Source organism: Paenibacillus sp. LS-5, from assembly GCF_056121505.1.
The window spans coordinates 56,921-82,631 of sequence record NZ_JBWAVA010000003.1 but is presented as its reverse complement, the minus strand read 5'-3'; the positions used below and the strand labels follow the sequence as shown (position 1 = coordinate 82,631).

The window sequence follows — 25,711 nt, the reverse complement described above, 5'->3', positions numbered from 1 at the left end:
CATATATAAAAACAAAATACTATTTTATGGAATTATATATGCCATTAAATTCGATGATGCATGTAGCAATAGGATTATTTTTTCATAAAAAAATATAAGGAACAAACCTAAATACTTCAACAACGACGTTCCTGTTCAGGGGACGTTTTTTTTGTCAAAGCACTCTTCTTCACCGCGGTAAATTATTAAGGCGATGCAACATTGATGGAGATAAATAATTTTACATAATTACCTAAAATATTACATATGGAGGCGCGACTGATATGGATAATGCTGTATTCACTAGAATTCGTATTGAGCGGGCAAGATGCAAGCTTCATCAGGTGCAAATGCAGTATGGTGGTTTTAGCCATCCTGAAGTGTTACGGCAATCGGTAGAACTGGACAAGCTGCTGAACAAATATAGCTCTATTCACATGAAACAGAGCCGTTCACCCGCTTAAGCGATTTGTTTTACTTGTAGTTGCCGGCCTTGTCATTAGGGGATGCGATGTCCTGGAGATATGTTGAATAATAGTTCTAAATAAAGGTGGTATAGACTTGGAGCATACAGTCACAATCCGCGATGAGATAGGGGCCTACTTAACCCGGGAGGGCCTGTCGATTAACAGGTTCGCTCTACTCAGCGGGATCCATTCCGGAACACTCAGCCGAATCATGAAAGGTCAGCAATCGATGGCCATGAGCCATCTGGAACGCATTACCCGGTCACTGGGATTAGCGGAGGATTACTTTTTCACTAAATATGTGGAAGAATGTCTGTACCATTCGGCACCTACGTGGCGTCGGATTCGGCCTTTTATTCTGCGTTCCGCTCAGCTTGGTCGTCTGGATTGTATTGAGCGGTTGGCGCGCAGTCTGCTGGATAATCTCCTCTATGCACCTCTGCTGTTTGATCTTGCGGAAGAACTATTCCAGCAGGAATTACATCAGCCGGCTGTTATTCTCTTTGAGAATGTGGCTGTCAGCGAGAAATACCAGCACTCGGAGCGGCTGGCACTTTGTCAATATCGTCTTTTCCAAATGGCTTTGGGTGATGATCCTCAGCGTAACCTGATAGTCGCCACTTTATTTGAGAACTATGTGACCCGGCTGGATGAGGCCTATCAGCTGGATGCCATTCAACAATTGGTGAATGTGCATTATTCGCTGCATAATTGGGAGAAGGCAGAGGAATTATCACAGGAATTGCACCGGCTCGCTTCCATTCAATATAAGCTGCGCAGCCGATCGGACAATAAGCATAGCCATAAAAAAGCATCAGAAAAACCATTATTTTATTACATTTTATACGCTCAACTTATGCGTTCCTGTACCTACGAGGAGCGGGGAGATTACAAGGCTGCTCTGGAGCTTGTCCCCCTTTACACAGATGGGAGCTGGATACAGGAGGAAGGCGAAGAAGTGAATAGGATTGTAACCCAGTTCAAGGAGTGGGGAACAGCTAATACTTATCTAAATCGTGTGATGGAAGGACAGCAGGAGGTATTAGAGGAGTATGTTGATTACGTTTCGACAAGAGAGAATGAGATCTTTACGGCTTTGTATAAAATCGTAGAGACAGCAAACCGCTTTCATTGGGATGTGGACCACATCCTGAAGCGGTTTTCAGCGTATATTCCTTACCGGAGGTACACAGGTATATTTACTAAGCGTGATAAGCACGTTACTGATGATCAACATGAACGGTTCCGCAGTGAGCTGGCTACCTATTATTTATCCCGCAGACGCTTTGGGGGCCATGACATTTCCATGCACAGCGTGGATTTTGCTGCAGAAGTCGATCATGAACGCAATGTGATTAAAGGCACCATATCGGTGGGGTTTGAGATAAATATGTAGTATGATGAGTTATCGCGTTACTGAATAACCGGCAGTGTCATCCTGAGAAGGAATACACTGCCGGTTATTTGATGTTTGCTGGCCGCTACCCGCCGATTTGTGACATGCGTCTTGCGGTTGGGGTGTGGCTTTGGGTTTTGCGTTCCAAGGCGAGCGCCATTTCGTGGTTATGCGGCTTGTTACCCAGGGCCTTGCGGAATAAGGCCTGTACGGCTGCGGGGTCGCCGGTCAGAGGGCGTACATTGTACTCGTCTGCCCAGTAGAGGCAGGCTTTAATGTGTCCGTCAGCTGTAAGGCGAAGTCGGTTGCAATTGTCGCAGAAATGTTCGCTTACCGGGTGGATCAATCCAAAAGTCCCGCGCGCTCCAACGACCCGCCGGTTCTGAGAAGGGCCATTGCCTGACGGCATGTCCGCTTCTTCTGTGGCCCAGCCTGCTTCATTGCAGGCTTCAATTACTGTTTCCAGCGGCAGATAGGTCTGACGCCAGGCATCGCTTGCGCTGCCGATGGGCATATATTCAATAAACCGCACATTGAGAGGGCTGTTCAGGGTCAGGGAGATGAAATCCTTGATCTCATCATCATTGATGCCTTTCATCAACACTACATTGAGCTTAATCGGGGAGAGTCCTGCCGCTTCGGCGGCCTCAATTCCTTTCAGAACCTTGGCGACCTCTCCGCCGCGTGTAATCATGGCGAAACGGTCCTGCTGCAGTGAATCCAGGCTAATGTTCACTCGTGACAATCCCGCCTGCTTGAGCAGGGCGGCTTTGGCGGGAAGCATCAGGCCGTTGGTCGTAAGAGATATATCTTCAATGCCCGGGATGGCGGCAATCATGGAGACCAGCTTTTCCAAATCTTTGCGGACCAGCGGTTCGCCTCCGGTAAGCCGGATTTTGCGTAACCCCAGCGGGGCAAGAGCCTCCACCACAGCGGTAATTTCTTCATAACTCATAATCTCTTCCTGGGGCTGGAATTGCATTCCTTCCGCAGGCATACAATAAATACAGCGCAGGTTGCAGCGGTCTGTAACCGAAATACGCATATAATCATGCAATCGTCCAAAAGGGTCCGTCAACGGTTCCATGGGGTGCTCCCTTCAGCATTGTATTTTAGTTTAAATTTTAAAGTTTGTTGGCGTCCCCGTCAATGCGCCATGGCTGTGGCACATACTGCATAGGACAGTGGAAGAGGGTGACAATGGATTGTTGATGAACTCAACAGTCAACCTAAATAATAGGTGAGGAAGCCTAAATGGCAAAGCCCAATTATGACAGAAGTGCGACAATTTAAGGTAATGGTCATAAAACGCTCACGGAAAGCGTTTCCCAATTCCGATATAATCTACATGCGGAAGTATTGTTAGTTCATATTCCACTCACTTTTGCGAAGAACACAGCCAGGAGACCGGATAACGCGCGCCTTGCATGCTATAGGCGATAAGCGCCCGGCAAACCAATAGGGAGGATTTGCAAAATGACTATAACTACTGTTCCATCGCTTGTCGTACCGGAGGCATTCACTCGTTGGCTGGAAAGCCGGGGATTAATATATCAACTTTTAGTGGACTTTTATGGACGAAAGCCTAGTCTTTCTCTGGTCGCCCAATGGATCCGCAACCGCCGGATTAATGTTGCAGCAGAGATGACGGAGGGCGGACGGGAACTGAGACGGTACCTTTGCAGTCAGGAGCCTTCAGAGCTCCCGCAAATCTGCGAGCGGGAGAACCGTGAATACATGCGTCTAATGAATGAACGTGAGTCCAGCACAATTGTGGCCCGCGAAGCAGCCGGGCTGGGTCGTGAGGAAGAATTCTGCAACGTGCTGTCGGATGTGTATGCTTCTGCAGGTATTGTATTCAAGAAATGCGGTGGCGAAGCTGATGATCATATCTCTATTGAGCTGGAATTCATGGCCGTGCTGCATGAGCGTATGCTGTACAACAGCTTCTCGGTTGATAGTGCCCTGGACCTGCTGGAGATCCAGGAGAAGTTCCTCGAAGAACATCTGCTGAGATGGACACCGCAGTTCTGTGAACGCCTGAATGCAGCCACAGATAGTCCGCTCTATCTTGGCCTTAGCCATATGCTGGAGGAATTTCTGCCGCAGGATCTGCAAATGCTGCGGGCCTGGAAGACTTCGCTCGAAAGCTCTGCGTCGGCGATGGCTTAGAAGGTGTTTGCGGACAAGGAATAAGACCGTCCCTGAGTCAGGGCGGTCTTTTTTTATTGAGGGAATGCAGCATATCCATGCAAATAAAGAGCACGGCGCCTCTCCTTAAGGGAAGGCGCCGTGCTCTTTGCATTGTAACTGATCTGTTAAGCCTTATTCATATACCTTTTTGCTGCGGAATTTCATCAGGAATTCATACACGACCGGCACAACGACCAGTGTCAGCAGGGTGGAGCTGACAAGACCGCCGATAACTGTTACACCGAGGCCCTTGGAGATGATGCCTGCACTGTTCTCAAGGCCGGATACGAGTGGCAGCAGTGCGCCAATCGTAGCCAGTGCGGTCATTAGAATCGGACGCAGGCGGGTAGATCCAGCTTCAAGCAAGGCTTGACGCGTAGACAATCCTTCTTTTTCCTTGTGGATTACACGGTCGATCAAGACAATCGCATTGGTGACGACGATCCCGATGAGCATCAGTGCGCCCATAAGTGCAGAGACGTTCAGCGTTTCTCCCGCCAGCAGCAGGGCAACCAGTGCACCGATAATCGTGAATGGCAGGGAGAACAGGATCGCGAACGGTGCCAGACCGCCGCCAAATGTAACTACCAGCACGAAGTACACAATTGCAACAGCGGCTGCCATGGCAATACCGAGCTGTCCGAACGTATCATTAATCTGCTCGGTTACACCGCCGAAGGTGACGGTCACGCCATCCGGCAGATCGAGGGCATCGATCTTTTCCTTGACGCTGTTAGAAGCGCTGTTTACATCATTCGCGATAATCTCGGCGGTAACATCCACCTTCATTTTACCGTCTTCCCGGGTAATAGAGTCCGGCGAGGTGCCGTTCTCAATCTTGGCTACCGCACCAATCGGCACTGTAATACCCAGCGGGGAAGTCAGTGTAGCTTCTTCCATTTCCTTAATGCTAGTATACGTATCTTTGTCGGTTTCAATGTAGACATTGTAGTTTTTGCCGTCCATTGCTACCTCTGTCAGCACAGGGCGGGTACCGGCAGGACTGAGCTTCATAGCAATTTGTCCGGCGGTAAGGCCTAGCGAACTAAGTTTTGACTGATCGGCGACAATAGTGTATTGATCATAAGCTTCAGAGAGACTGGTCTCCCCGTCTTTAAAGTTGTTAGTGTCGGCCTTCACGATACCGGCAATCTCGTCGGCTACCGGCTTAAGCTGATCCAGACTGTCGCCAAAAATGTTCACGGTCAGCGTACTGCCTCCAAGGCCACCGCCTGACATCCCGGACAAATCACCCCAGACACCATTCGGAACTTCTTTGGTCAAACCTTCAATCAGGTTTTCTTTAACCGTATCGAAATCAGGAGTATTACTGTCGTAAGTTACATAGAAGAGACCTGAATTCCCGGAGCCCATTCCAAACGGGCTGCTGCCGCCGATGGAATACTGCATTTTATCCAGATGTTTTTGAGCCAATATATATTTCTCGGCTTTGAGTCCTTGCTCTTTGACGTCTTCCAGCGTCTGTCCTGCCTTTGGAGAGAAGGTGAGGGTAACGTTCTTCTCTTCCTGGGAAGGCAGGAAGCTAACACCGATAGGTTTGATCAAGAACAAGCTCCCTACCAGGAGAACAACGGCAACACCGAAGGTAATCAGCTTATGGGAGAGGGACCAATTCAGAATCTTCGTGTAGCCGGCGGCCATTCTGTCAGGCTTCGCGCCGTGATTGTTCTTGCCTTTCTTGAGGCCGTTGCGGAACAGTGTGTGTGCCAGTGCGGGCACCAGGGTAATGGCAACTACCAGCGAAGCGAGCAGAGCGAATACCATCGTAAGGGCAAACGGCAGGAAGAGCTCGCCCACCATACCGCTAACAAAAGCAAGCGGAAGGAATACAGCGATCGTTACGATGGTGGAAGACATGATCGGCACGAACATTTCGCGTGTCGCCGCGCTTATTAACTCACGGCCGCGGAGCTTCTCCCCGGAGAGGGTTAGCCGCCGGAAGATATTCTCTATGACGACGATCGAGTCATCGACAACACGTCCTATGGCGACCGTCATCGCTCCAAGCGTCATCATATTCAGCGTAATGTCCATCTGGCGCAGGCAGAGGATCGCAATGAGCAGCGACAATGGAATAGAGATAATAGAAATAATCGTCGAGCGGATATTCCGCAGGAACAGCAGGATAATCAGCACGGCGAACAGGGCGCCAAAGGCTGCCTTGGACAGCATCGTATTTACGGAATCCTCAATCGGCTTCCCTTGATCCAGCAGCACGGTGAGATTCATCGACTTGAACTGCTTCTTCAATTCTTCTGTCTTATCCTTGACGCCGTTGACTACATCTACCGTATTGGCATCATTGGCTTTGACAATCTGAATCCCGATGGATTCCTTGCCGTTCGTGCGGGAGATGGACTCTGATTTGCCAACAACTTCAATAGAAGCCAGTTCTCCCAGCTTGACAGTAGGCAGACCAGTCATAACTGCTCCGGGAGCTGCACCGGTACCTGCTGCGGCACCAGCCGAAGGGACGGTTCCACCAGCACTTGGAGCTGCGCCTGCACCAGTCGAAGCTGCACCAGACGGTACAACAGGAATACTCAGATTTTTCAGATCATCAACGGTCGTGACATTCCCGTCCACTACCACTGCCTTTTGCGAATCTTCCATGGTGAAGAGACCAAGCGGCACACGCAGGGAAGAGCCTTGGACAACCCCTTTGATCGTATCTTCAGTTAGTCCGTATTGCTTCAGCTTGTCCTGGTTGAACTTGAGCGTAACTTCCTTCACATATTGTCCGGCAATCTGCACGGAGGCTACGCCTTCGATATCTTCCAGAGCCGGACGGATGTCGTTCTCGGCGATACGGGTCAGTCCTTCCAGATCCTCAGAGCTGTTGTCGGACAAGCTGAGTGAAATGACCGGCAGGGAGCTCAGGCTGAAGCGGGAGATCTGCGGTTTTTGCACATTTTCCGGCAGGGTGACTTCATTCAGCGCCTCCCGCACAGCCGCTGTGGCGTTATCCAGATTTGTTCCGTAATCAAATTCAATGGTGATACTGGAGGCATTCTCGAGCGAGTTCGAAGTCAGTGTCTTCACACCGTCCACATTGCGGAGCTTCTGCTCCAGCGGTTTGCTGACATCGTTCACCACACCTTCCGGTGCAGCCCCCGGGTAAATCGTTGTAATACTGAGATAAGGAATACTGATATTAGGCAGAGTCTCCTGCTTCATGGTCAGACCGCTGTACAGACCTGCGAATACAATGATGATCGTCAGAAGCCAAATGGCGAATTTGTTTCTGAGCGAGAAATTAATTAAGCTTTTCATAAGTTACGTTTCTGCTCCTCTCGGACCTTCCGTAGGGAAGACCTCAGTATTAATGTGTATCAGTTACTCCTATCCGTTGCTCTCTCTCTGCTGCTGTCATAACCCATTTGGTCAGTGAAAATTGCATATGTTCTGGGATTGAAGCAAAATCTGCTTTCTCAGATCTTCCAATTGCTGTTGAACAGCGGGACAGCTCTGCAGGTTGCCCATCATTCCCTGGAGAATGGCTTTGCGGGGGTGGGGCATGAGAATCTCACCTTCCAGAATGGCTATCGATTCCATAGCTTCATCTACGCTCTGCGGATCCATGTCTTGGGCCGAATTCAGAAGCTCCTTCATTTCTTTGATCAGCTGCAGCGGATTTCGGTGAGGGCTGATGCCGTCTTGATACTCTATCCAGCTGTCCAGAACTACGGGAGCGATCAAGGGAACATGATGTCCAGCGAGCAGACCGGCGACCACAATATCCAAGAGATCCACCAGATGATCGGCAAGTCTCGGAATGGAAACGGCGGACTCATGGTTGAAAAGAACCCAGATATAGGAATGGAGAATCCCATGGCCCAGTAAGAATAACTCCCCTGTATAAGGAATGATTTCTTTACCGTACATAATCTCCAGCTTGCTCCGGGACCAGTTCAGCAGGGGACCGTTAATCTTGCGCAGCCATTCAGGCGCACCCGGTATGCCTTTTCCGGCCAGTTCCTGAAATTGCCGCTGAAAAAATTCCCTCAGCTCATACACATGAAGAAGCAGAATTTCAATCTGGTTGCGCAGCTTCTCGCGAGGGGGACTTGCGCTGTCCTCTTCCTGCTGCAGAGGGTCGTGGATCATACGGAAGCAATATATATAAATGCTGCGTTCCAGCTCTTCCTTAGATTTGAACACCAGGTAGAGACTGCCCTTGGATATCCCGCATAACTCTGCAATCTCCTGCATCGAGGTGGAGGAAGAACCTTTTACAGCGAATAGCTGCATGGCTGTTTTAATAATTTGTTCTTTTTTTATAGCATTTTTATCGGCTGACAAGGATGTTAGCTCCTCTCTGACCAATGAGTTCTGAAATTGACTACCAGGTCAAAACGATTATAGTATATATGTGATGCTAATACAAATGTAGCTACGCAGGAGCCGCACAAGTGGTTACATTATTGTTGTAATTCCTATTTTGCAGCCAATACCTGTAGGAAGAAATGAGTTCTTCATGTAATATATAAATGTGTCATTTTAGTGATGAAAGGCAGACAGAGAAGGTAGGTTATCTATGAGAAGAGGATTGCAGGCTTTTGTCATTATTGCAGCTTTATTGGCATTTTATTACTTCGGCTTCGGTGTACTGGGTAATACCGCCGGTACAATTGTCAGCGTATTCTCCACGTTGACCGTCATCTCCATCGCGCTCGGTATCTTTATGGAGAACCGTAATCCCTCCACAACTATGTCATGGATTCTGCTGCTGGCCTTGATTCCGGTAGTGGGACTCATCTTGTATTTTCTCTTCGGACAGAATGTGTTCAAGCGGCGCAAATATGATAAAAAGGCCCAACGGGACTTGATGGCCTACGAACGGATTGAGAATGACGCCCTGCGTATGCATCAGGATTGGTCGATCTTTGATTCGTCACGCCAGAAGCTGCTGGGATTGTCACAGAGGCTCGCGCGGACACCGGTTTCATTCAACTCCGAAACGCGCATTCTGACCAATGGCGAGGAGACTTTCGGAACATTGCTGCTGGAGCTCCGTCAGGCACAGCATCACATTCATATGGAATATTATATTTTCCGGGCCGACCATATCGGGACGCGGATTCAGCAGATTCTGATTGAAAAAGCCCGTGCCGGCGTAACCGTCAGATTTATGTATGACGCGGTGGGGAGTATTCAGCTGTCCCGTGCCTTCCTTAAGGAATTAAGCGATGCCGGAGTTCAGGTTGCGTCTTACGGTAATTCCACGTCCTTTTTTTCCAGCAGGGTCAACTACCGGAACCACCGTAAAATCGTGGTGATTGACGGAGATGTCGGCTTTATGGGCGGGTTGAATGTGGGGGATGAATACCTTAGCCGAAGTAAGACCTATGGCTTCTGGCGCGATACCCATATGCTGATCAGGGGCGAAGCGGTGCGGACGATGCAGATTATTTTTCTGCAGGACTGGATGCATACAACAGGCGAAAAAATCCTGGAGCAGGACTACCTCTCTCCGCAGTTGCGGTTCACGACCGGGGACGGAGCGGTGCAGATTATTGCCAGCGGTCCGGACAATGAGCGGCGTGCCCTCAAGAATATATTCTTTTCCATGATTACTTCGGCGGAAAAATCAGTATGGATTGCCAGCCCGTACTTTATCCCGGATGAGGATATCTTAACGGCACTACGGGTAGCTGCAATGTCCGGGCTTGATGTGCGGCTGCTGTTCCCGGCCAAACCGGACAAGTGGATTCCCTTCCTGGCCTCCCATTCCTACTTTCCGGCGCTGCTGGAATCGGGTGTGAAGATTTACGAATATGAGAAGGGCTTCATCCATTCCAAGCTGCTGATCACGGATGGTCAAATTGCCACGATTGGAACAGCCAACATGGACATGCGCAGTTTCCATCTCAACTTCGAGGTCAATGCACTGCTGCTGCAGACGGAAAGCGTCTCCCGTATCGTGGCGGATTTCGAACGCGACCTGCTGTCCACCCGTCAGATTGTGCATGAGACTTTCATGAACAAGCGGCTCTTGGAACGGCTGCTGGAATCAGCAGCAAGACTCATGTCTCCACTGCTGTAGACCGGACTTAAGCAGTCTACCACATAGGGCAGAGCAATCCGCCTATCCAATATATTAACTAAAAAGACCGCCGGACTAGGCTGCGCTTGCAGCTGTCCGGCGGTCTTTTGTATGCTCAGCGAGGATTATGCTGCTGCTGGACTTAAAAAGTAGTGAAGCCCAGGTTTTTCTGCATACGGAACAGGATGTATTTGAGCCAGGTCACATCGCTTTGGTACTCTTCAAGCGGCAGGCTGTACTGTGCGTCCTCGTTGCTCCACAGCCGGTTAAAGTAGCTTTCCATTTCGGCATACAGCGGCTGGTCCTTCGTCATGCCTACCCACAGATTATTCTCTAGATTGAAGTCATCCAGGTTGCGGGCGGTGAAATTGGTGGAGCCGCCCAGAACTACCGACTGGCCGCTTGCTTTGGCTATGAACATCAGCTTGGTATGGTATTGTTCGGTACCTGTGTTGTACCAGCGGATAGCAATCTTCCCGTTAGTGCGCTTGTTCAGATCCAGGGCGACCGGCCGGTTGGGTATGCCGATTTTATCGCGTCCGAAGGCATTCTGGTTCGGGTCCATCAGGAGCCTTATATCTGCTCCGCGTGCGGAGGCCTTTACCAGTTCGTCCAGAATCCGGTCATCCGCCAGATAGAACATGCCCATCCAGAGTGTATCGCCCTTGCCGGCAGAACGGATGCCTTCGAGTGCATATTTATAGATCTTGCCCTCGGTCAAGTAACGTATCTCCAGCGGACCGCCGGAACGGGCTGCACTCTTCTCGGGGAATACGGGCATTTTGCTGAGAATTGGCCCTGCGTTAGACAGGTCGGCTGCCGCCTGCTCGCTATGCAGAATATCGGAGATGATAGGCCCTTGCACTTCCAAGGCAATGTTGGAATGATAGGCGCTGGCATCATGCACATTACCCGAAGAGATCAATGCAGTCTTCTCGCTGACCACCACCTTGCGGTGATTGGCTTTTACATTCAACAGTTTCAGATAGGAGCGGGCGGTGATGTCAGGGCCTTCGTTTGCCATCAGGTTAGGAATCCAGCCTTTACCGGATTGGCCGAACCATTGAAAGAAGGTGCGCCATACAGCCGAATAGGCGGGGGTCGAATCACGCAGCGGATCAACATCAGTAAGGATGACCTTGATTCCGGCAGCTTTCAATTTCTCCAGCAATGGATTCGCGGCAGAGCCGTAATTGGTGTTGACCTCATCCGTAATGAAGACGATCTCCATATCCGGGTGGGCTGATTGTTGTGCGATGAGCTTGTCGGCCAGCTCCTGGCTCACCGCAGGGAAATTCTGATCCTTATGGGTATAGTTATTGAACAGGAACAGATCGATGACCAGAAACTCCCTGGATTCATCTATGATCTGCAGGATGCGGGGTAAGATCTGTTCCTCGTGCTGACTGTTCCCGCTGCTGTCCGGATAGGTAAGGTCATGCCAGAATGACACCTGGTCTACTGTGTAGACGGGGCTCTCATACGAAATCCCCGCAGGAAGAGGTTTGTGGGTCTGGTATATCATCACTCCTGCCAGCCAGAGGATAAGAAGTCCAAGCGTCCATAGAATCCATGGTCGGCGACGGCGGCGGGGCGAATGTTTGTGGTGATGTGGAGAAAAGTCCCGGCCATTGGCATTGGTGGAATCCGGTGGTGTGGACGGAGTGGTGTTGTTGTCTGAATTCATAGGTTCCTCCTGGTGTGCTGCGGAGTAAGCTTGTGTAGTAAGTATGCTCCAGCATAGTATTCAACTATTTAACACCCGAAGAGGTAAATTGAAGCAGATGTAATGCCTGATGACATAAACGGGTAGCGTATGTATAATGAGTGTAAACAATTTGTATAAGGTTTGAGCATTCAAATATTTAGAGGGTCAGGGAAGAGAGCGGGGTGCAACGTGTATTCGATCAAACAGGTCGTCGAAATGCTGGATATTCCTTCCGTTACGCTGAGAGCCTGGGAGAGCAGATATAAAGCGGTGATCCCCGAACGGACGGAATCCGGCTACAGGCTGTACAGCCAGGAGAATATAGAAGACCTGCGGTGGCTGAAAGAGCAGACCGAGAAGCAGGGAATCAATATCTCACACGCGGTCCGGCTGCTTAGAGCAAGCAAAGAGAAGCAACTGGAAGAGCATACGGCTATGGCCGGGGGGATGCCGGGTGACGCTTTTGAAAAGATGAAAAATCAAATCTACACAGCAATGCTTGAATTTCAGGGGGAACGGGCGAACGCGCTGATTGATTTTGGTTTTTCACTCTATGGATATGAAGCGATGTTTCATCAGGTGCTGGTACCCATTCTGGTCAGGGTTGGCGATGCTTGGGAGGCGGGGCTGGCGACTGTGGCCCAGGAGCATTATATGACACAGATGATATCCAACCGCTTTTATCAGTTTTTTCATGTCTTTCCTGTACAGGCCCATTATCCGAAGGTGCTGGCATTTTGCCCGTCCGGGGAACATCATCAGATCGGACTACTGCTGTTCGCGCTGTTTCTGCGTAAGAATGGAGTAGAGGTGATCTACTTGGGGGCTAATACGCCTGAGGAAGGCATTATGGAAATGTTGAACAAGCAAAGCCGGGTCGGGCTGATCTGTCTGTCGGTAACCGGCCAAGAGCGGGTAGCAGCCGCAGAGGATCTGATGAGACGGCTGAAGGGGTCATTTCCGGATCTTCAGTTTCTGGTGGGTGGCAAGGGATATGAGGAGGCTGCTCCGCCATTCTCTGAGGCGCGGTATGTCATGAATGAATCACCGGAGCACTGGCAGACGTGGTTTCAGGAAGTTTTTATGAAGCTGGAGATCAGACACTAAAAGTTAAAACAGGTATAGGGAGCCCTTTCGAATCTGCAGAGATTCGGAGGGTTTTTTTGCGTTGGCACCGCCTTTGCCCACAATCTTCTGCAACACTTGAACGGTAAGCAAATATGTAGTGTTTACAACCCCGTCTAAAGTATGTATGATATTTGTATCAGATATGTATAGTTATTGTATAAGGTTTGTTTGAGGAGGAAAAAGAAGATGACCGGAGCAAAACGAACGGCCAAGGTAGCGGTGATCGGAGCAGGTCCGGGAGGACTGGCTGCCGCCATGCTGCTTGCCGCTGAAGGATATGAGGTGGATCTGTATGAGAAGCAGGATGATGTTGGAGGCAGATCGGGAGAGCTGAGGCTCGGGGAGTACCGTTTTGACCGTGGTGCTACTTTTTTGATGATGCCGCATTTGCTGGAGGAACTGTTTGCTTCCGCAGGGCGTTCGTTGCACTCCTATATAGATTTAAAAGAACTGGATCCGCTGTATTCGCTGCATTTCGGAGATACCGTTTTTACGCCTTCGACGAATCAGGAGCATACGGCAGAGCAGATTGAACGTTTGTTTCCGGGGAATGGGGAGGGTTACCGCCGCTTTATGTCCGAAGAAGGGGAGAAGCTTGAAAGGGTAATCCCCCTGCTGCAACGGCCATTTCAATCCCTCAGTGATTATGTCAAAAAGGATGTGCTTCGGGCATTGCCCAAGCTGAACGCCGCGGACAATGTCTATAACCGGCTGTCCCGTTATTTTGATGATGAACGGCTGCGGTATGCCTTCACTTTTCAGGCTAAATATCTTGGCATGTCGCCCTGGGAATGTCCTGGCACGTTCACCATTCTCTCGTATATGGAGCACCGTTATGGCCTCTATCATCCGATTGGCGGCATTAACCGTGTGCTTCAGGCCATGGCAGACATCGTTCAGGAACACGGCGGGCGTGTCCATACCTCCACCGGTGTGAAGCAGATTATCGTGAAGAACGGCCATGCTGCAGGACTTCAACTGGAGAGCGGAGACAGGGTGGAAGCGGATTATGTGGTGATCGGGGCTGATTTTGGCTCCGCCATGACTAAACTGTTCGAACCCGGTGTCCTCAAAAGATATGCACCCGCCAAAATCGCCCGCAAGCGCTATTCCTGCTCCACAGCAATGCTGTACCTTGGAGTGGACGGGGACGTGGATCTGGCTCATCACTCCGTTCATTTCGCGCAGGACTACCGGCGCAATGTGGAGGAGATTACGAAGCTGGGCCGGTTATCCAAGGATGCTTCCATCTACGTTCACAACCCGTCGGTGATTGATCCTACCCTGGCACCGGCCGGTAAATCCTCACTGTATGTACTGATGCCCGTTCCCAATCTGACGGCCGGGGTGGACTGGTCGAAGGAAGGTGCAGCCGTAGAAGCCCAAATGATGGAGCAGCTTCAACATATCCCACAGCTTGCCGGTTTGTCAGGCCGGGTAGAGGAGCGGCTGTTCTTCTCCCCGCAGGACTGGCAGGATAAGCTGGATGTATATAATGGTGCGACCTTTAACATGGCCCATAATCTGGGCCAGATGATGTACCTGCGCCCGCACAACACCTTCCAGGAGGTGGGCGGCATCTGGCTGGTCGGCGGCGGTACGCATCCGGGCAGCGGCTTGCCGACGATTTTTGAGTCGGCTAAGATCAGTGCCCGGCTGCTGCGGGAGCACGACCGTGCCGCCCGCGGCAGCGCCTTTGTTCCGGCCGCTGCCGGAACGGGGGTTCCGCTATGAGCCGGATTGCCGTCGTCGGCGGCGGGATCGGCGGGCTTACCGCGGCACTGCTGCTCAGCCAGCAGGGCCAAGAGGTTGTAGTGTACGAGCGCGGCCCGCAGGTGGGCGGGCGGGTGGCCTTTGAAGAGAACGGGTCTTACCGGATTGACCGGGGCCCGACGATTGTTCTTCTGCCGGAGATGCTGCTCGGCATTATGAAAGAAGCAGGTCTGCCGGAAGGAAGCCTGGAGCTGCTGCGCTGTGATCCGCTCTACCAGATCCACTTCCAGAGCGGGCGCACCCTGACCAAGGTTGACGGAACCGAAGCGCAGGCTGCAGAGATTGACAGGCAATATCCTGGGGAAGGCAAGGGGTTCACCCGTTTTATGAAGGAAATGTCAGTACTATATCCTGAGGGCAAGGCCTCCTTTCTGGAGCAGGGGTTTGCACGGCGAAGAGATTTCTTCAGCCCTCGGAATCTGTCGTTGATGGGCCGGCTTCGCGCCTATAAAAGCCTGAGATCGGCAGTCGGGCAGTATTTCCAAAGTGAAGAGCTTAAGGATGCCTTTTCACTGCAAAGCCTTTACATCGGTGGTGCACCTTTCCGTACTCCGGGCATATACACGATGCTTCCGTATGCCGAGCATGCCTTCGGGATCTGGATGCTGAAGGGCGGGTATGGACGGCTTCCGCAGATTATGGCTCTTGAGCTTGAACGCCGGGGCGTGGTGATTCATACGAGTACTGAGGTAGAAGCGCTGGAAGTAAGCGGCGGACGTTGCCGGGGAGTCAGGGTTCATGGACAGAGCATCAAGTATGACGCAGTACTATACAACGGTGATTTTCCGCATCTGGAAAAGCTGCTCCCGCAGCAGATGTTCAAACAGGCCGGACGGCGCACCGATCCTCCTGGAGAGGCTGCTGCGGTAACATCAAAGCCCATCCGCCGCGGTGCATTCAAGCCCTCCTCGGGCTGTCTGCTGATTTATGCCGGAGTGAATACACGCTGGCCGGATGCCATGGTCCACCAGTTTTTCCTGCCGGACAGCCTGAATGACAATCTTCGGGAATTGTTCGATAAAGGAAGGATTTCAGACCACCCCTCCTATTATGTATTCAATCCGGTGGCGCTGGATGATAGTGCAGCACCTCCGGGAGAGAGTGTGCTTTATTTCCTGGTTCCGGTTCCGGCACTGCCTGAGCTGGATTGGAATAGCATTGCCGGACCGCTGGCTGACAAGGTGCTGGCGGATGCAGAGAAGAGAGGATTTCCGGGGCTGTCTGCCAGCATCGTCTGGCGCAGGCTGCGCACACCGGCGCAAGCAGAGCAAGAAGGGATGTTCGGCGGCGGAAGCTTTGGCATCGCTCCGGTGCTGAGCCAATCCGGTGTGTTCCGGCCGCAGGCGAAGCCCTACTCGATACGGGGCTTATACGCCGCCGGTGCCTCGGTTCATCCGGGTGGCGGGGTACCGATTGTAATGCAGGGAGCCAGACTGGCAGTGAATGAACTTTTGAAGGAGATGAGCGGTCATGGATAAAAGAATTATGCAGCAATGTGAGGAACTCATGAAGAAGGGCTCCTCTTCGTTTCACAAGGCCTTTGACGGCTTGCCCAGTCCGCGCCGGGAGGCTGTGCATGTCATTTATGCTTTCTGCCGGATGATCGATGACAGTGTAGACGAACCGGATGACTCCCTTTATACCATTCATGAGCTCCGCGCTTATTTCAAAAACCTGGAGCAGGCGGAGGGACATTTTATCTGGCCGGCTTTGCGCTGGCTGTTCGATACCTTTCCGCAACTGGAACGGGAGCCGTTTCTGCTACAAATGGAAGGCCAAACCAGGGACCTTACATTCACTCATTACGAGACACTGGAGCAGCTTGAAACCTACTGCTATCTGGTAGCAGGCACAGTGGGGGAAATGCTGCTGCCGGTCCTGCGGGATGACCATAATGAAGAAGCACAGGCCGCAGGAATTTCTCTTGGCATCGGGATGCAGCTTGTCAATATTATCCGGGATGTCGGCGAGGATTTAAGACGCGGGAGGCGTTATGTACCGCTTGATATTATGAGAAGGAATGGTTACCGGCAGCAGGAACTGGAACGCGGAGAGGTGAATGAACAGTTCGTGGCTGTGATTCATGAGCTAAGAAGAGAGGCACTGGCCTGGTTTGAAAAAGGCTTGGCAAACGTAGATACCTACCCGCCCGAAAGCGGGTTGGCTGTAGAACTAGCGGCTGCCTTCTATGCAGCAATTCTGGATGATGTTAAAGCCGCAGACTACGATGTCTTCCGCCGCAGAGCCTATGTCAGCGATGAGGCGAAGCTTCAAATGTTCCACCGCACAGCTGCGCGGTATGCCGACAAGGGCAGAGCGGCGGCGTACTAATGATCAAATATGTATTTTGGGTGTGGTATGCCGTTGGTGCCCTGCTGCTCATCCTATTCAGTATCCCTGACAGTCTACAATTTTCCAGTGGAATCTTTCTGATCCTGTATGCTCTATATGCTGCTGATCTATTGGCAAAGGGACAAACCTCATTATTTCTGTCCGACCGGTCAGTCATTTTTCTGAATGAACCGAAGGCGCATTCTATATGGCTCTCTGCCGGCCTGATCTGGACGGGTGGAATGACCGTGGAGTGGATAGGTGTCCACTCCGGGCGCTTGTTCGGTGAATACGAATATACCAATGTGCTTGGACCGCTGATCTACGGTGTACCTGTCACGCTTGGATTTGCCTGGATCGCTGTGATCTGCAATGCTGCTTTGATTAGTCATGATTTTGGGCAAAAGGGATTTCGGCTGCTGGCTGTAAGAGCGGTTCAGGTCGGCTTTTGGACGGTATTGCTGGATTTGGTGCTTGATCCAGTCGCGCATGCGCGTAATTTCTGGCAATGGGGGGGCAGCGGAGACTTTTATCATGTGCCATGGAGCAATTTTGCCGGATGGCTTATCGTCTCTGCCCTGCTGTCCCTATGTCTTCCGAAACTTCATGTATCCCGTTCAGCTGCACTGCGGGGGACGCGGCTCTATCAGGCGATTCTGATCCTGTTCGGATTGATCAGCCTGCGTGAAGGGCTGCCGCTATGTGCAGTGATTGCCGGAGTGGGAGCCGCGTTGTCGGAAGGGGGGCTACGCTATGCTGAAAGCCGCCAAATCCAAAAGCTTTAATCAATTATTCTACCGCTATAATTCGCTCTATCTGCTCCGTCGGCATTTTCATTTCCTGGGCATCTCCGGTGATCTTCAGCCCGAAGCTGCCGCAGGCCGACCTATTCTCTATATTATGAATCACAGCTCCTGGTGGGATGGCCTGCTGGCCTATCATGCCGTAGGACAGCTGAAAGGCAGCTCCCACTATTTCATGATGGAAGAGGAGCAGCTCCGCAAGTACGCTTTTTTCCGCAAGCTGGGGGCTTACTCGATTAACCGTGACCATACAGGCGATCTCAGAGCTTCATTACGATATACAGCGAGTCTGCTTCATGCAGGGGGGAATGTGTGGATGTATCCAGAGGGAGAGATTCTACCGCTCAGCAGTGCTCCGCTTACCCTAAAGGAAGGGGCAGCACTGATCTTGCGCATGTGCCCGCAGGCTGCCGTGGTTCCCGTCACTCTCTTTCATGGCTTGTTCCGGCATTCCAAGCCGGATGCGACACTTCTTGCCGGCGCACCGCTTAAGCATCCTTGGGCGGATATGGACCGAAGCCGCATCTCCGGCATGCTGGCAACGATTCTCCAGACACAGCTAGATACTCACAGACAGCTTATTTTTGAACATAAGGGGCATATGCCCAAGCAGTTCCGTCCGCTGATGAAGCAGGGAAGATCGACCAACGAATGGCTGGATGCTATGCGCGGCAGGGTTAGCCGATGATATTTTTTCTGCAATTTCTTTTTACGATTTTGCTGCTGCAGTTAATCTTTGCGCTATGGAATGCAGCGCAGCTTCCCATACTTGGAGACCGGCAGCGGAAGAAGCCTTCTGCTCCTTCTGTGTCAGTGTCCGATCAGCCTCTCAAACGGCTGTCTATCCTGATTCCCGCCCGTGACGAAGCGGTTAATATTTCAGCCTGCCTTGCGTCCGTACTGTCCTGTGAGGATGCCGGAGTGGAGCTTGAGATTCTGGTGCTGGACGACCGTTCCACCGATGGAACAGGGAAGCTTGCCGCTGCAGCCGGACGGGGGCAGGTCCGGGTACTCGCAGGCCGTGAGCTGCCTGAGGGCTGGGTAGGCAAAACCCATGCTTGTGCACAGCTGAGCGAAGCTGCGTCAGGGGAATGGCTCCTGTTTCTGGATGCGGACGTGCGACTGCAGCCGGGTGCGCTTAGAGCCGCTGTGTCTGCTGTCCAAATTCAGGGTGCGGGTCTGATTACCGGGTTTCCCCGGCAGGTTACCGGCACTTGGCTGGAGCGTCTGGTTGTACCCCTTATGGGCTTTACGATTATCTCGCATTTGCCGGTTCCTCTCGTCCGGGGATCGAACGATCCACGCTTCGTAGCGGCGCACGGAGGCTTCATGCTGATCCACCGTGGCAGCTACCTCCGCTGCGGAGGGCATGAGGCCATCCGCAGGGAGCTTGTGGATGATATGGCCTTGGCCCGGGCGGTGAAGCAGGTACGGGAGCCAGTGGCTCTGGTAGATATTACAGCTGTGGCTGACATGCGGATGTATCATCAGGCGGCTGAAGTCTGGAAGGGCTACCGTAAGAATATTTATGCCGGTCTTGGCCGTAATCCCTTACTCCTGCTGCTCATGCTTGCTTTGTATATGCTGCTGTATGTAGTACCAGTAGGAATGGCTGTCTACAGCATACTTAACGGTCTTGAAACAGCGGCGTTCTGGTCTCTTCTGTCCTATTTGGCAGGTGCTGCAATTAAGAGGACCAGTGATGCTTCAGGCAGACAGCCCATCTGGCTCTGTCTCTGGATGCCGGCCAGTATCTTGAGTCTGGCTGCGATTGCGCTGAGCTCCTGGAGGGGCAGCCGCTCCTCACAAGGCTACGAGTGGAAAGGAAGGCGGTACCGATGAAACAGAAGGCAGTGATTATTGGGGCCGGCTTCGGCGGGTTGTCGTCCGCAGTCACCCTGGCTGCCAAAGGCTGGGATGTGACGGTACTGGAACGTCAGGCCCATCCGGGGGGGAAGCTGCAGCGTATTGAGGAAGCGGGTTATACCTTTGATCGTGGGCCCAGCACCATTACAATGCCTCATGTGTTCCGTTCACTGTACGAACTGGCGGGTGCCAGGATGGAAGATTATGTGCAGCTATATGAACTCGAACCGCGTACACGCAATGTGTTCGCAGATGGTACGGTTGTGGACTTCTCCCGGGATAGTGAATATATGCAGGCACAGCTTGCAACCTTTAGTCCCGGGGACGCTGCGCGTTATCCAGCGTTCATGGCTGAAGCTGCACTTCTGTACAGACTCAGCGAGAAGCAGTTCCTGAACAGGCTGCTGCTCTCCTGGAAAGATAAAATATCTCCGGCTCTGGTGCGCGATCTGCTGCGGGTGAGGCCTTTTCTTAGTCTTCAATCCTTGCTGCAACGCTATTTCCGGCATCCCCATACCCTTGCGATGATGGGTCGTTATGCGACTTATGTGGGTTCATCCCCGTACAAGTCTCCCGCAATCTTTGCCATGCTTGGACATGTCGAGAGTCAGGGAGGGGTCTTTGGGGTCCGCGGAGGGACCTATAAGCTGGTCGAAGGCCTCGTCTCTTTGGCACAAGGGCTGGGCGTGCGGGTGATTACCGGAACGGAGGTAACACAGATTTCTGTGGTGAACGGCCGGGTCGAAGGGGTGGAGACGTCAAAAGGCTTCTATCAGGCCCATACGGTTATCGCCGGAGGTGATGTGCTGAGCATTAACCGGATGCTGCTTCCCCGGGAGAACCGGCCGCGAATGAGCGACCGCAGAATATCCGCCTATGAGCCTTCTTTATCGGGCCTGGTTACCCTTGCAGGGGTCAGGCGCAAATATACAGGCCTGCTGCATCATACCGTATTTTTTCCGGAACAGTATGAGCCTGAATTCAAGGATATCTTTATTCGCAAGAGGCCCCCGCAGGAGCCCACAGTCTACATCTGTCATTCGGGATATTCCGAACAGGATATGGCGCCTGAGGGAGGGAGCAATTTGTTTATTTTGGCGAATGCGCCATATTTGAGCACTGCGACAGACTGGAGCCGCGATACCGAATCCTACGGCGAACGTGTGCTTGAAGTGCTTGCTGATCATGGCATCGATGGGATTGCTCAGGCTGAAGTCCTGAGGCGCTATACCCCGCAAAATATCGCAGACGACACGCTGGCGCACCGTGGAGCCATCTATGGAATTTCCTCGAATTCCGTCCGCCAGACGTTTTTTCGTCCGGGGAACCGCTCCCAGGATATCCAAGGGCTGTGGTATGTAGGCGGCACAACGCATCCTGGCGGAGGAACTCCAGTGGTCTCATTATCCGGAAGGCTGGTTGGCGAATACATTGCCGATCATACTTAGATTAAGGTGCTACGCTAATGATTCAGCAGGCGAGCATGGATGTAGAATAGGGATATGCTATAATGAAGCTTGCTGGCAGGCGCCCAGTACATGGAAAATCTCATGGGGGACAGTATCTCTCTGCAGATTATAGATCGCTAGAACCGGGGGATGACAGTATGAATCAGATGCCGCAGGATGAATCACTATATAATGTACAAAAGAAATCCGGCACCACCCCGCCAGCTGCACAACCTGCCGGGCATCAGTCTCTGCTGCCTTCATCCACAACGGGAGAACGCAAGATTGAACACGTGAGGCTTTGCTTGAACGAGGAAGTTGGCGGCAGTGGGATTTCAACTGGCTTCGAGCATTACCGCTTCCGCCATAATGCGCTTCCTGAGCTGAATTTCGATGATATCTCCCTGCGGACGGTCTTTCTGGAGCGGGAAATGCGGACCCCGTTGCTGATCAGCTCCATGACCGGCGGCAGCAGCGCTACCGGCGCTATTAACGCCAGGCTGGCTGCGGCAGCCGAGCGCAGGGGCTGGGCACTTGGGGTTGGCTCCATCCGGGCAGCTGTGGAACGCTCCGAGCTCGCCTCTACCTTCAGGGTCCGTGATCAAGCCCCGGGAATTCCTGTCATTGCCAACATTGGAGCGGTACAGCTGTCCTATGGCTTTGGCGTAGATGAATGCCGGCGTGCTGTAGATATTGCCGGTGCGGATTGGCTGGTACTTCATTTGAACGGGATTCAAGAGGTCTTTCAGCCTGAGGGTAACACAGGATTTGCCTCCTTGCTGTCGCGGATTGAGCAAGTCTCCCGGGCACTGGAGGTCCCTGTCGGGGTGAAAGAGGTCGGCTGGGGTATTGACGGGGAAACGGCTTCCCGGCTGTATGATGCCGGCGTTGCTTTTGTCGATGTGGCAGGGGCTGGCGGAACTTCATGGAGTCAGGTAGAAAAGTTCCGCAGCAGTGACCCGGTCCGGCGGGCCGCCGCTGAGGCATTCGCCGATTGGGGAATACCCACCGCCGAATGCATTGTGGAGGTTCGGGCGGCATCGAAGCACGGTGCGCTCATCGGCAGCGGCGGGCTTAGACACGGCGTGGATGCGGCCAAAGCACTCGCACTTGGAGCAGATTTGGCCGGCTTCGGACGGAATCTGCTCGGTCCTGCAGTGGAATCCGAGGAGGCGCTGGATCAAGCGCTGGCTCAGGTGGAGCTGGAGCTGCGGACTGCAATGTTCGGTATCGGTGCACCTAACCTAGCTGCGCTGCGCAATACAAATCGCCTAGTCAAGCATTGAAGTGAATAGAGAATACGGAAACAAGGAAGGGCACAAAACGATGATTAGACTGGTCCAAATGGACGAGACCACATTTCAATTTTTCATGAGCCAATCTACCAGGGATTATGCAGAGGATAAAATAAAGGCTGGGGCCTGGGATACCGAGACGGCCATGCAGCTGTCACAAGATGAGATGAACAAAACTTTGCCCGATGGTCTCCATACCGAAGGGGCATATATCTTTTCCATCGTAGAGACGGATTCGGATACTCAAGCCGGGTATATCTGGTTCAACGTGATCGAGGGACGAAGCGGGCGTGAGGCTTTTATTTATGATTTTTATGTTTTTGAACAGTACCAGGGCAAAGGTTACGGCAAGCAGACGCTTCTTGCGCTGGATGAGGAAGCCCGCAAGCTGAACATTACCAAAATCGGCCTGCATGTGTTCGGACAGAATAACCGGGCCTTTGAGCTGTACAAAAAAATGGGCTTTCTCGTAACGGATATCACCATGTCGAAAGAACTTTAGAATGGTCCGGCCTAAGCTGGCAGGGAAGAGACCCCAGGCGGGGTCTTTTTGGTATTTTCATACATTAAGGCAGGGGTGAAGCGGATCATCCTTGGCAGGCCGCCCACTAACAGACACATCCGCCTGTTGCTGGCAGTTTTGTTCTAATATATAATGGTTGAGATCAAGCCCTGGAATTTATGCGGTGATCAATCCAACCGAAAATAGGAGTTGTCATATAAATGGCTTTGAAAGCAGGTATCGTAGGACTTCCGAACGTAGGGAAATCCACATTGTTCAATGCAATTACACAAGCGGGAGCAGAATCCGCCAACTATCCTTTCTGTACCATTGACCCGAACGTAGGTGTCGTGGAAGTGCCGGATGAACGTCTGGATAAGCTGACTGAGCTGGTGCAGCCGAACAAGACGGTCCCAACGGCTTTTGAGTTTGTGGATATTGCCGGTCTGGTGCGCGGTGCGAGCAAAGGTGAAGGCCTTGGCAACAAGTTCCTGGCCCACATTCGTGAAGTGGATGCGATCGTTCATGTCGTGCGCTGCTTCGTGGATGAGAACGTTACCCATGTCGATGGTAAAGTGAATCCGATCAGCGACATCCAGACGATTAACCTGGAGCTGATTCTGGCTGACCTGGAGAGTATCGAGAAACGGATCGAACGCTCCCGCAAAAACATCAAGGGCGGCGACAAGAAATACGCCCAGGAAGTTGAAGTTCTGGAGCGCCTTAAGGAAGCTCTTTATCAAGACCAACCTGCGCGCAGCGTGGAATTGTCCGATGACGAGCGTCTGATCGTGCGTGATCTTCACCTGCTGACCCTGAAGCCGGTATTATATGCGGCCAACGTTGGCGAGGATGAAGTGGCTACAGCCGAAGAGAACCCTTATGTTCAGCAGGTACGCGAGTTTGCTGTTGCCGAGAACGCCGAAGTGGTGCCGATCAGTGCCAAAGTGGAAGCAGAGATTGCTGAGCTGGAAGGCGAAGACAAGGCGATGTTCCTGGAAGAGCTGGGCCTGCAGGAATCCGGGCTGAACCGTCTGATCAAAGCAGCCTATAAGCTCCTTGGGCTCTACACCTATTTCACTGCAGGGGTACAGGAGGTTCGTGCCTGGACGATCCGCAAGGGAACCAAAGCGCCTGGTGCTGCTGGTGTCATTCATACAGACTTCGAGCGCGGATTCATCCGTGCAGAGGTTGTTGCGTACGCCGATCTGCTCGCTGCCGGTTCGATGAACGGTGCCAAGGAACGCGGACAGCTGCGTCTGGAAGGCAAAGAGTACCTGGTGCAGGACGGCGACGTCATGCATTTCCGTTTCAACGTATAACGTGCCTGATGAAACCCTTGTTTTACAGAAATTCATCGTTTTACTGGATAGATTGTTAGTATTCCATAATAGTTAATTAAGTTATAGAAGCAAGAGGAAGTCATCCGGGCTAGAGGTTCAACAGGCGGATGGCTTTTTTGCTCTTCCTGTTGGACTGTGTATATGCATAACATTTCTACTGTGCTTACATAATAAGGAGCGAATTTGGCGGGCTGCAAAAATATACGCGACTCTGTTCGCAGCCCTGTAGCCAATTGGCGGGTTCGGTGGTATAATATAAAGTCGTATATCTATTTTTATTGTATAAACAATTTAAAGTTTTAATATTGAATCTGAAATTGAATCAGGAGAGGTGAATTCCCTTGTTGGACCGATTGCAATCCCTGGCGGACCGCTATGAGAAACTCAGTGAACTGCTTTGTGACCCGGATGTTGCAAGCGACAGTAAGAAACTGAGGGACTATTCCAAAGAACAATCCGATTTGCAGCCCGCCTTTGAGGCGTATGCCGAATATAAAAATGTTATGGAAGAGCTTGAAGCCGCTAAGATGATGCAGGGCGAAAAGCTTGATGAAGAAATGAAGGAAATGGTCAAGATGGAGATTGATGACCTTTCCTCGCGTCAGGTTGCACTGGAAGAGAAGATCCGTCTCCTCCTGCTGCCGAAGGACCCTAATGACGACAAGAACGTGATTGTGGAAATCCGCGGCGCAGCCGGTGGGGATGAGGCGGCATTGTTCGCATCCGATCTATACCGGATGTACACACGCTATGCCGATGCCCAGGGCTGGCGCATTGAGCTAATGGATGTCAATACCAATGACCTCGGCGGATTCAAGGAGGTTATCTTCTTGATTAACGGACGCGGTGCATACAGCAAAATGAAATTCGAAAGCGGAGCACACCGTGTTCAGCGTATTCCGGCTACGGAGTCTGGCGGACGTATTCATACCTCGACTTCTACGGTATCTGTGATGCCCGAAGCGGAAGAATTTGAAATTGAAATTCACGATAAGGATATTCGCGTCGATACCTTCTGTTCCAGTGGTGCAGGTGGACAGTCGGTTAATACTACCAAGTCAGCTGTACGTGTAACCCATATCCCGACAGGCATTATGGCTACCTGCCAAGACGGCAAGTCCCAGAACTCCAACAAGGAGAAGGCACTGCAGGTACTTCGGGCCCGGATCTCTGACATGAAACGCCAGGAAGAGGAAGCGAAATACGCCGGAGAACGCAAGAGCAAAGTCGGCACGGGTGACCGCAGTGAGCGGATTCGCACCTACAACTTCCCGCAGAGCCGTGTAACCGATCACCGTATCGGTCTTACACTGCACCGCCTGGAGCAGGTAATGAACGGAGATATTACAGAAATTATCTCGGCACTGTCGATTGCGGAGCAAGCGGAATTGATGGAAAAAGGAGAATAATGC

20 protein-coding genes are annotated in these 25,711 nt (G+C 51.9%); 16 read left to right on the top strand and 4 right to left on the bottom strand.

Going from position 1 to position 25,711, the window contains the following annotated elements; genetic code table 11:
- Positions 1–263: 263 nt before the first annotated feature.
- Both AC0MA3_RS05985 and AC0MA3_RS05980 read left to right on the top strand, forming a co-directional pair.
- Complete coding sequence (locus AC0MA3_RS05985) at positions 264–443, top strand: aspartyl-phosphate phosphatase Spo0E family protein (protein ID WP_379157030.1); 180 nt, start codon at positions 264–266, stop codon at positions 441–443.
- Positions 444–540: 97 nt separating this feature from the next.
- Positions 541–1,842: a transcriptional regulator gene (locus AC0MA3_RS05980; protein WP_474655489.1), complete on the top strand. Its 1,302-nt coding sequence runs from the start codon at positions 541–543 to the stop codon at positions 1,840–1,842.
- An 85-nt stretch (positions 1,843–1,927) separates the two neighbouring features.
- Here the strand turns inward: AC0MA3_RS05980 and moaA are convergent, their stop codons facing one another.
- Positions 1,928–2,929 carry a GTP 3',8-cyclase MoaA gene (gene moaA, locus AC0MA3_RS05975; RefSeq protein WP_474655488.1) on the bottom strand — a complete coding sequence of 334 codons (1,002 nt, stop codon included), beginning with the start codon at positions 2,927–2,929 and terminating at the stop codon, positions 1,928–1,930.
- 389 nt (positions 2,930–3,318) lie between these two features.
- Here moaA and AC0MA3_RS05970 point away from each other — a divergent pair, with 389 nt between their 5' ends.
- On the top strand, positions 3,319–4,014 hold the full coding sequence (locus tag AC0MA3_RS05970) for a TorD/DmsD family molecular chaperone (protein WP_379157039.1): 696 nt from the start codon (positions 3,319–3,321) through the stop codon (positions 4,012–4,014).
- Between the two features lie 153 nt (positions 4,015–4,167).
- On the opposite strand, the gene AC0MA3_RS05965 is transcribed toward AC0MA3_RS05970, so the two are convergent.
- Complete coding sequence (locus AC0MA3_RS05965) at positions 4,168–7,329, bottom strand: efflux RND transporter permease subunit (protein WP_474655487.1); 3,162 nt, start codon at positions 7,327–7,329, stop codon at positions 4,168–4,170.
- A gap of 111 nt (positions 7,330–7,440) precedes the next feature.
- The gene (locus AC0MA3_RS05960; RefSeq protein WP_474655486.1) at positions 7,441–8,358 is read right to left on the bottom strand and encodes a TetR/AcrR family transcriptional regulator; all 918 of its coding nucleotides are present in this window, start codon (positions 8,356–8,358) and stop codon (positions 7,441–7,443) included.
- A gap of 235 nt (positions 8,359–8,593) precedes the next feature.
- Between AC0MA3_RS05960 and cls the strand changes: the two genes are divergently transcribed.
- The gene (gene cls / locus AC0MA3_RS05955; RefSeq protein WP_379157049.1) at positions 8,594–10,102 is read left to right on the top strand and encodes a cardiolipin synthase; all 1,509 of its coding nucleotides are present in this window, start codon (positions 8,594–8,596) and stop codon (positions 10,100–10,102) included.
- Between the two features lie 142 nt (positions 10,103–10,244).
- On the opposite strand, the gene AC0MA3_RS05950 is transcribed toward cls, so the two are convergent.
- Positions 10,245–11,789, bottom strand: coding sequence for a phospholipase D family protein (locus AC0MA3_RS05950; protein WP_474655485.1), 1,545 nt, complete (start codon positions 11,787–11,789; stop codon positions 10,245–10,247).
- Positions 11,790–11,999: 210 nt separating this feature from the next.
- Between AC0MA3_RS05950 and AC0MA3_RS05945 the strand changes: the two genes are divergently transcribed.
- From AC0MA3_RS05945 to prfA, 12 genes are all read left to right on the top strand, one after another.
- A complete protein-coding gene (locus tag AC0MA3_RS05945; protein WP_474655484.1) occupies positions 12,000–12,917 on the top strand; it encodes a MerR family transcriptional regulator in 918 nt (305 codons plus the stop codon).
- A gap of 207 nt (positions 12,918–13,124) precedes the next feature.
- Entirely contained in the window at positions 13,125–14,672 is a 1,548-nt protein-coding gene (locus AC0MA3_RS05940; protein ID WP_474655483.1) for a phytoene desaturase family protein, read from the top strand.
- A complete protein-coding gene (locus AC0MA3_RS05935; protein WP_474655482.1) occupies positions 14,669–16,189 on the top strand; it encodes a phytoene desaturase family protein in 1,521 nt (506 codons plus the stop codon). Before AC0MA3_RS05940 ends, AC0MA3_RS05935 begins: the two co-directional genes overlap by 4 nt.
- A complete protein-coding gene (locus AC0MA3_RS05930; RefSeq protein ID WP_379157064.1) occupies positions 16,182–17,042 on the top strand; it encodes a phytoene/squalene synthase family protein in 861 nt (286 codons plus the stop codon). The genes AC0MA3_RS05935 and AC0MA3_RS05930 overlap by 8 nt, the downstream gene beginning before the upstream one ends.
- Positions 17,042–17,827: a carotenoid biosynthesis protein gene (locus AC0MA3_RS05925; RefSeq protein ID WP_474655481.1), complete on the top strand. Its 786-nt coding sequence runs from the start codon at positions 17,042–17,044 to the stop codon at positions 17,825–17,827. The genes AC0MA3_RS05930 and AC0MA3_RS05925 overlap by 1 nt, the downstream gene beginning before the upstream one ends.
- Positions 17,796–18,533, top strand: a complete 738-nt coding sequence (locus AC0MA3_RS05920; protein ID WP_474655480.1) for a lysophospholipid acyltransferase family protein — start codon at positions 17,796–17,798, stop codon at positions 18,531–18,533. Before AC0MA3_RS05925 ends, AC0MA3_RS05920 begins: the two co-directional genes overlap by 32 nt.
- The gene (locus AC0MA3_RS05915) at positions 18,530–19,687 is read left to right on the top strand and encodes a glycosyltransferase family 2 protein (protein WP_474655479.1); all 1,158 of its coding nucleotides are present in this window, start codon (positions 18,530–18,532) and stop codon (positions 19,685–19,687) included. Before AC0MA3_RS05920 ends, AC0MA3_RS05915 begins: the two co-directional genes overlap by 4 nt.
- Positions 19,684–21,159, top strand: a complete 1,476-nt coding sequence (locus AC0MA3_RS05910; protein ID WP_474655478.1) for a phytoene desaturase family protein — start codon at positions 19,684–19,686, stop codon at positions 21,157–21,159. The genes AC0MA3_RS05915 and AC0MA3_RS05910 overlap by 4 nt, the downstream gene beginning before the upstream one ends.
- Positions 21,160–21,317: 158 nt before the next feature.
- Entirely contained in the window at positions 21,318–22,445 is a 1,128-nt protein-coding gene (fni, locus tag AC0MA3_RS05905) for a type 2 isopentenyl-diphosphate Delta-isomerase (protein WP_474655477.1), read from the top strand.
- A gap of 40 nt (positions 22,446–22,485) precedes the next feature.
- Entirely contained in the window at positions 22,486–22,956 is a 471-nt protein-coding gene (locus tag AC0MA3_RS05900) for a GNAT family N-acetyltransferase (RefSeq protein WP_379157083.1), read from the top strand.
- Positions 22,957–23,177: 221 nt separating this feature from the next.
- Positions 23,178–24,278: a redox-regulated ATPase YchF gene (ychF, locus tag AC0MA3_RS05895; protein ID WP_379157086.1), complete on the top strand. Its 1,101-nt coding sequence runs from the start codon at positions 23,178–23,180 to the stop codon at positions 24,276–24,278.
- 362 nt (positions 24,279–24,640) lie between these two features.
- Positions 24,641–25,708 (top strand): peptide chain release factor 1, encoded by a 1,068-nt coding sequence (prfA, locus tag AC0MA3_RS05890; RefSeq protein ID WP_379157090.1) that lies wholly within the window; start codon positions 24,641–24,643, stop codon positions 25,706–25,708.
- Positions 25,709–25,711 lie beyond the last annotated feature (3 nt).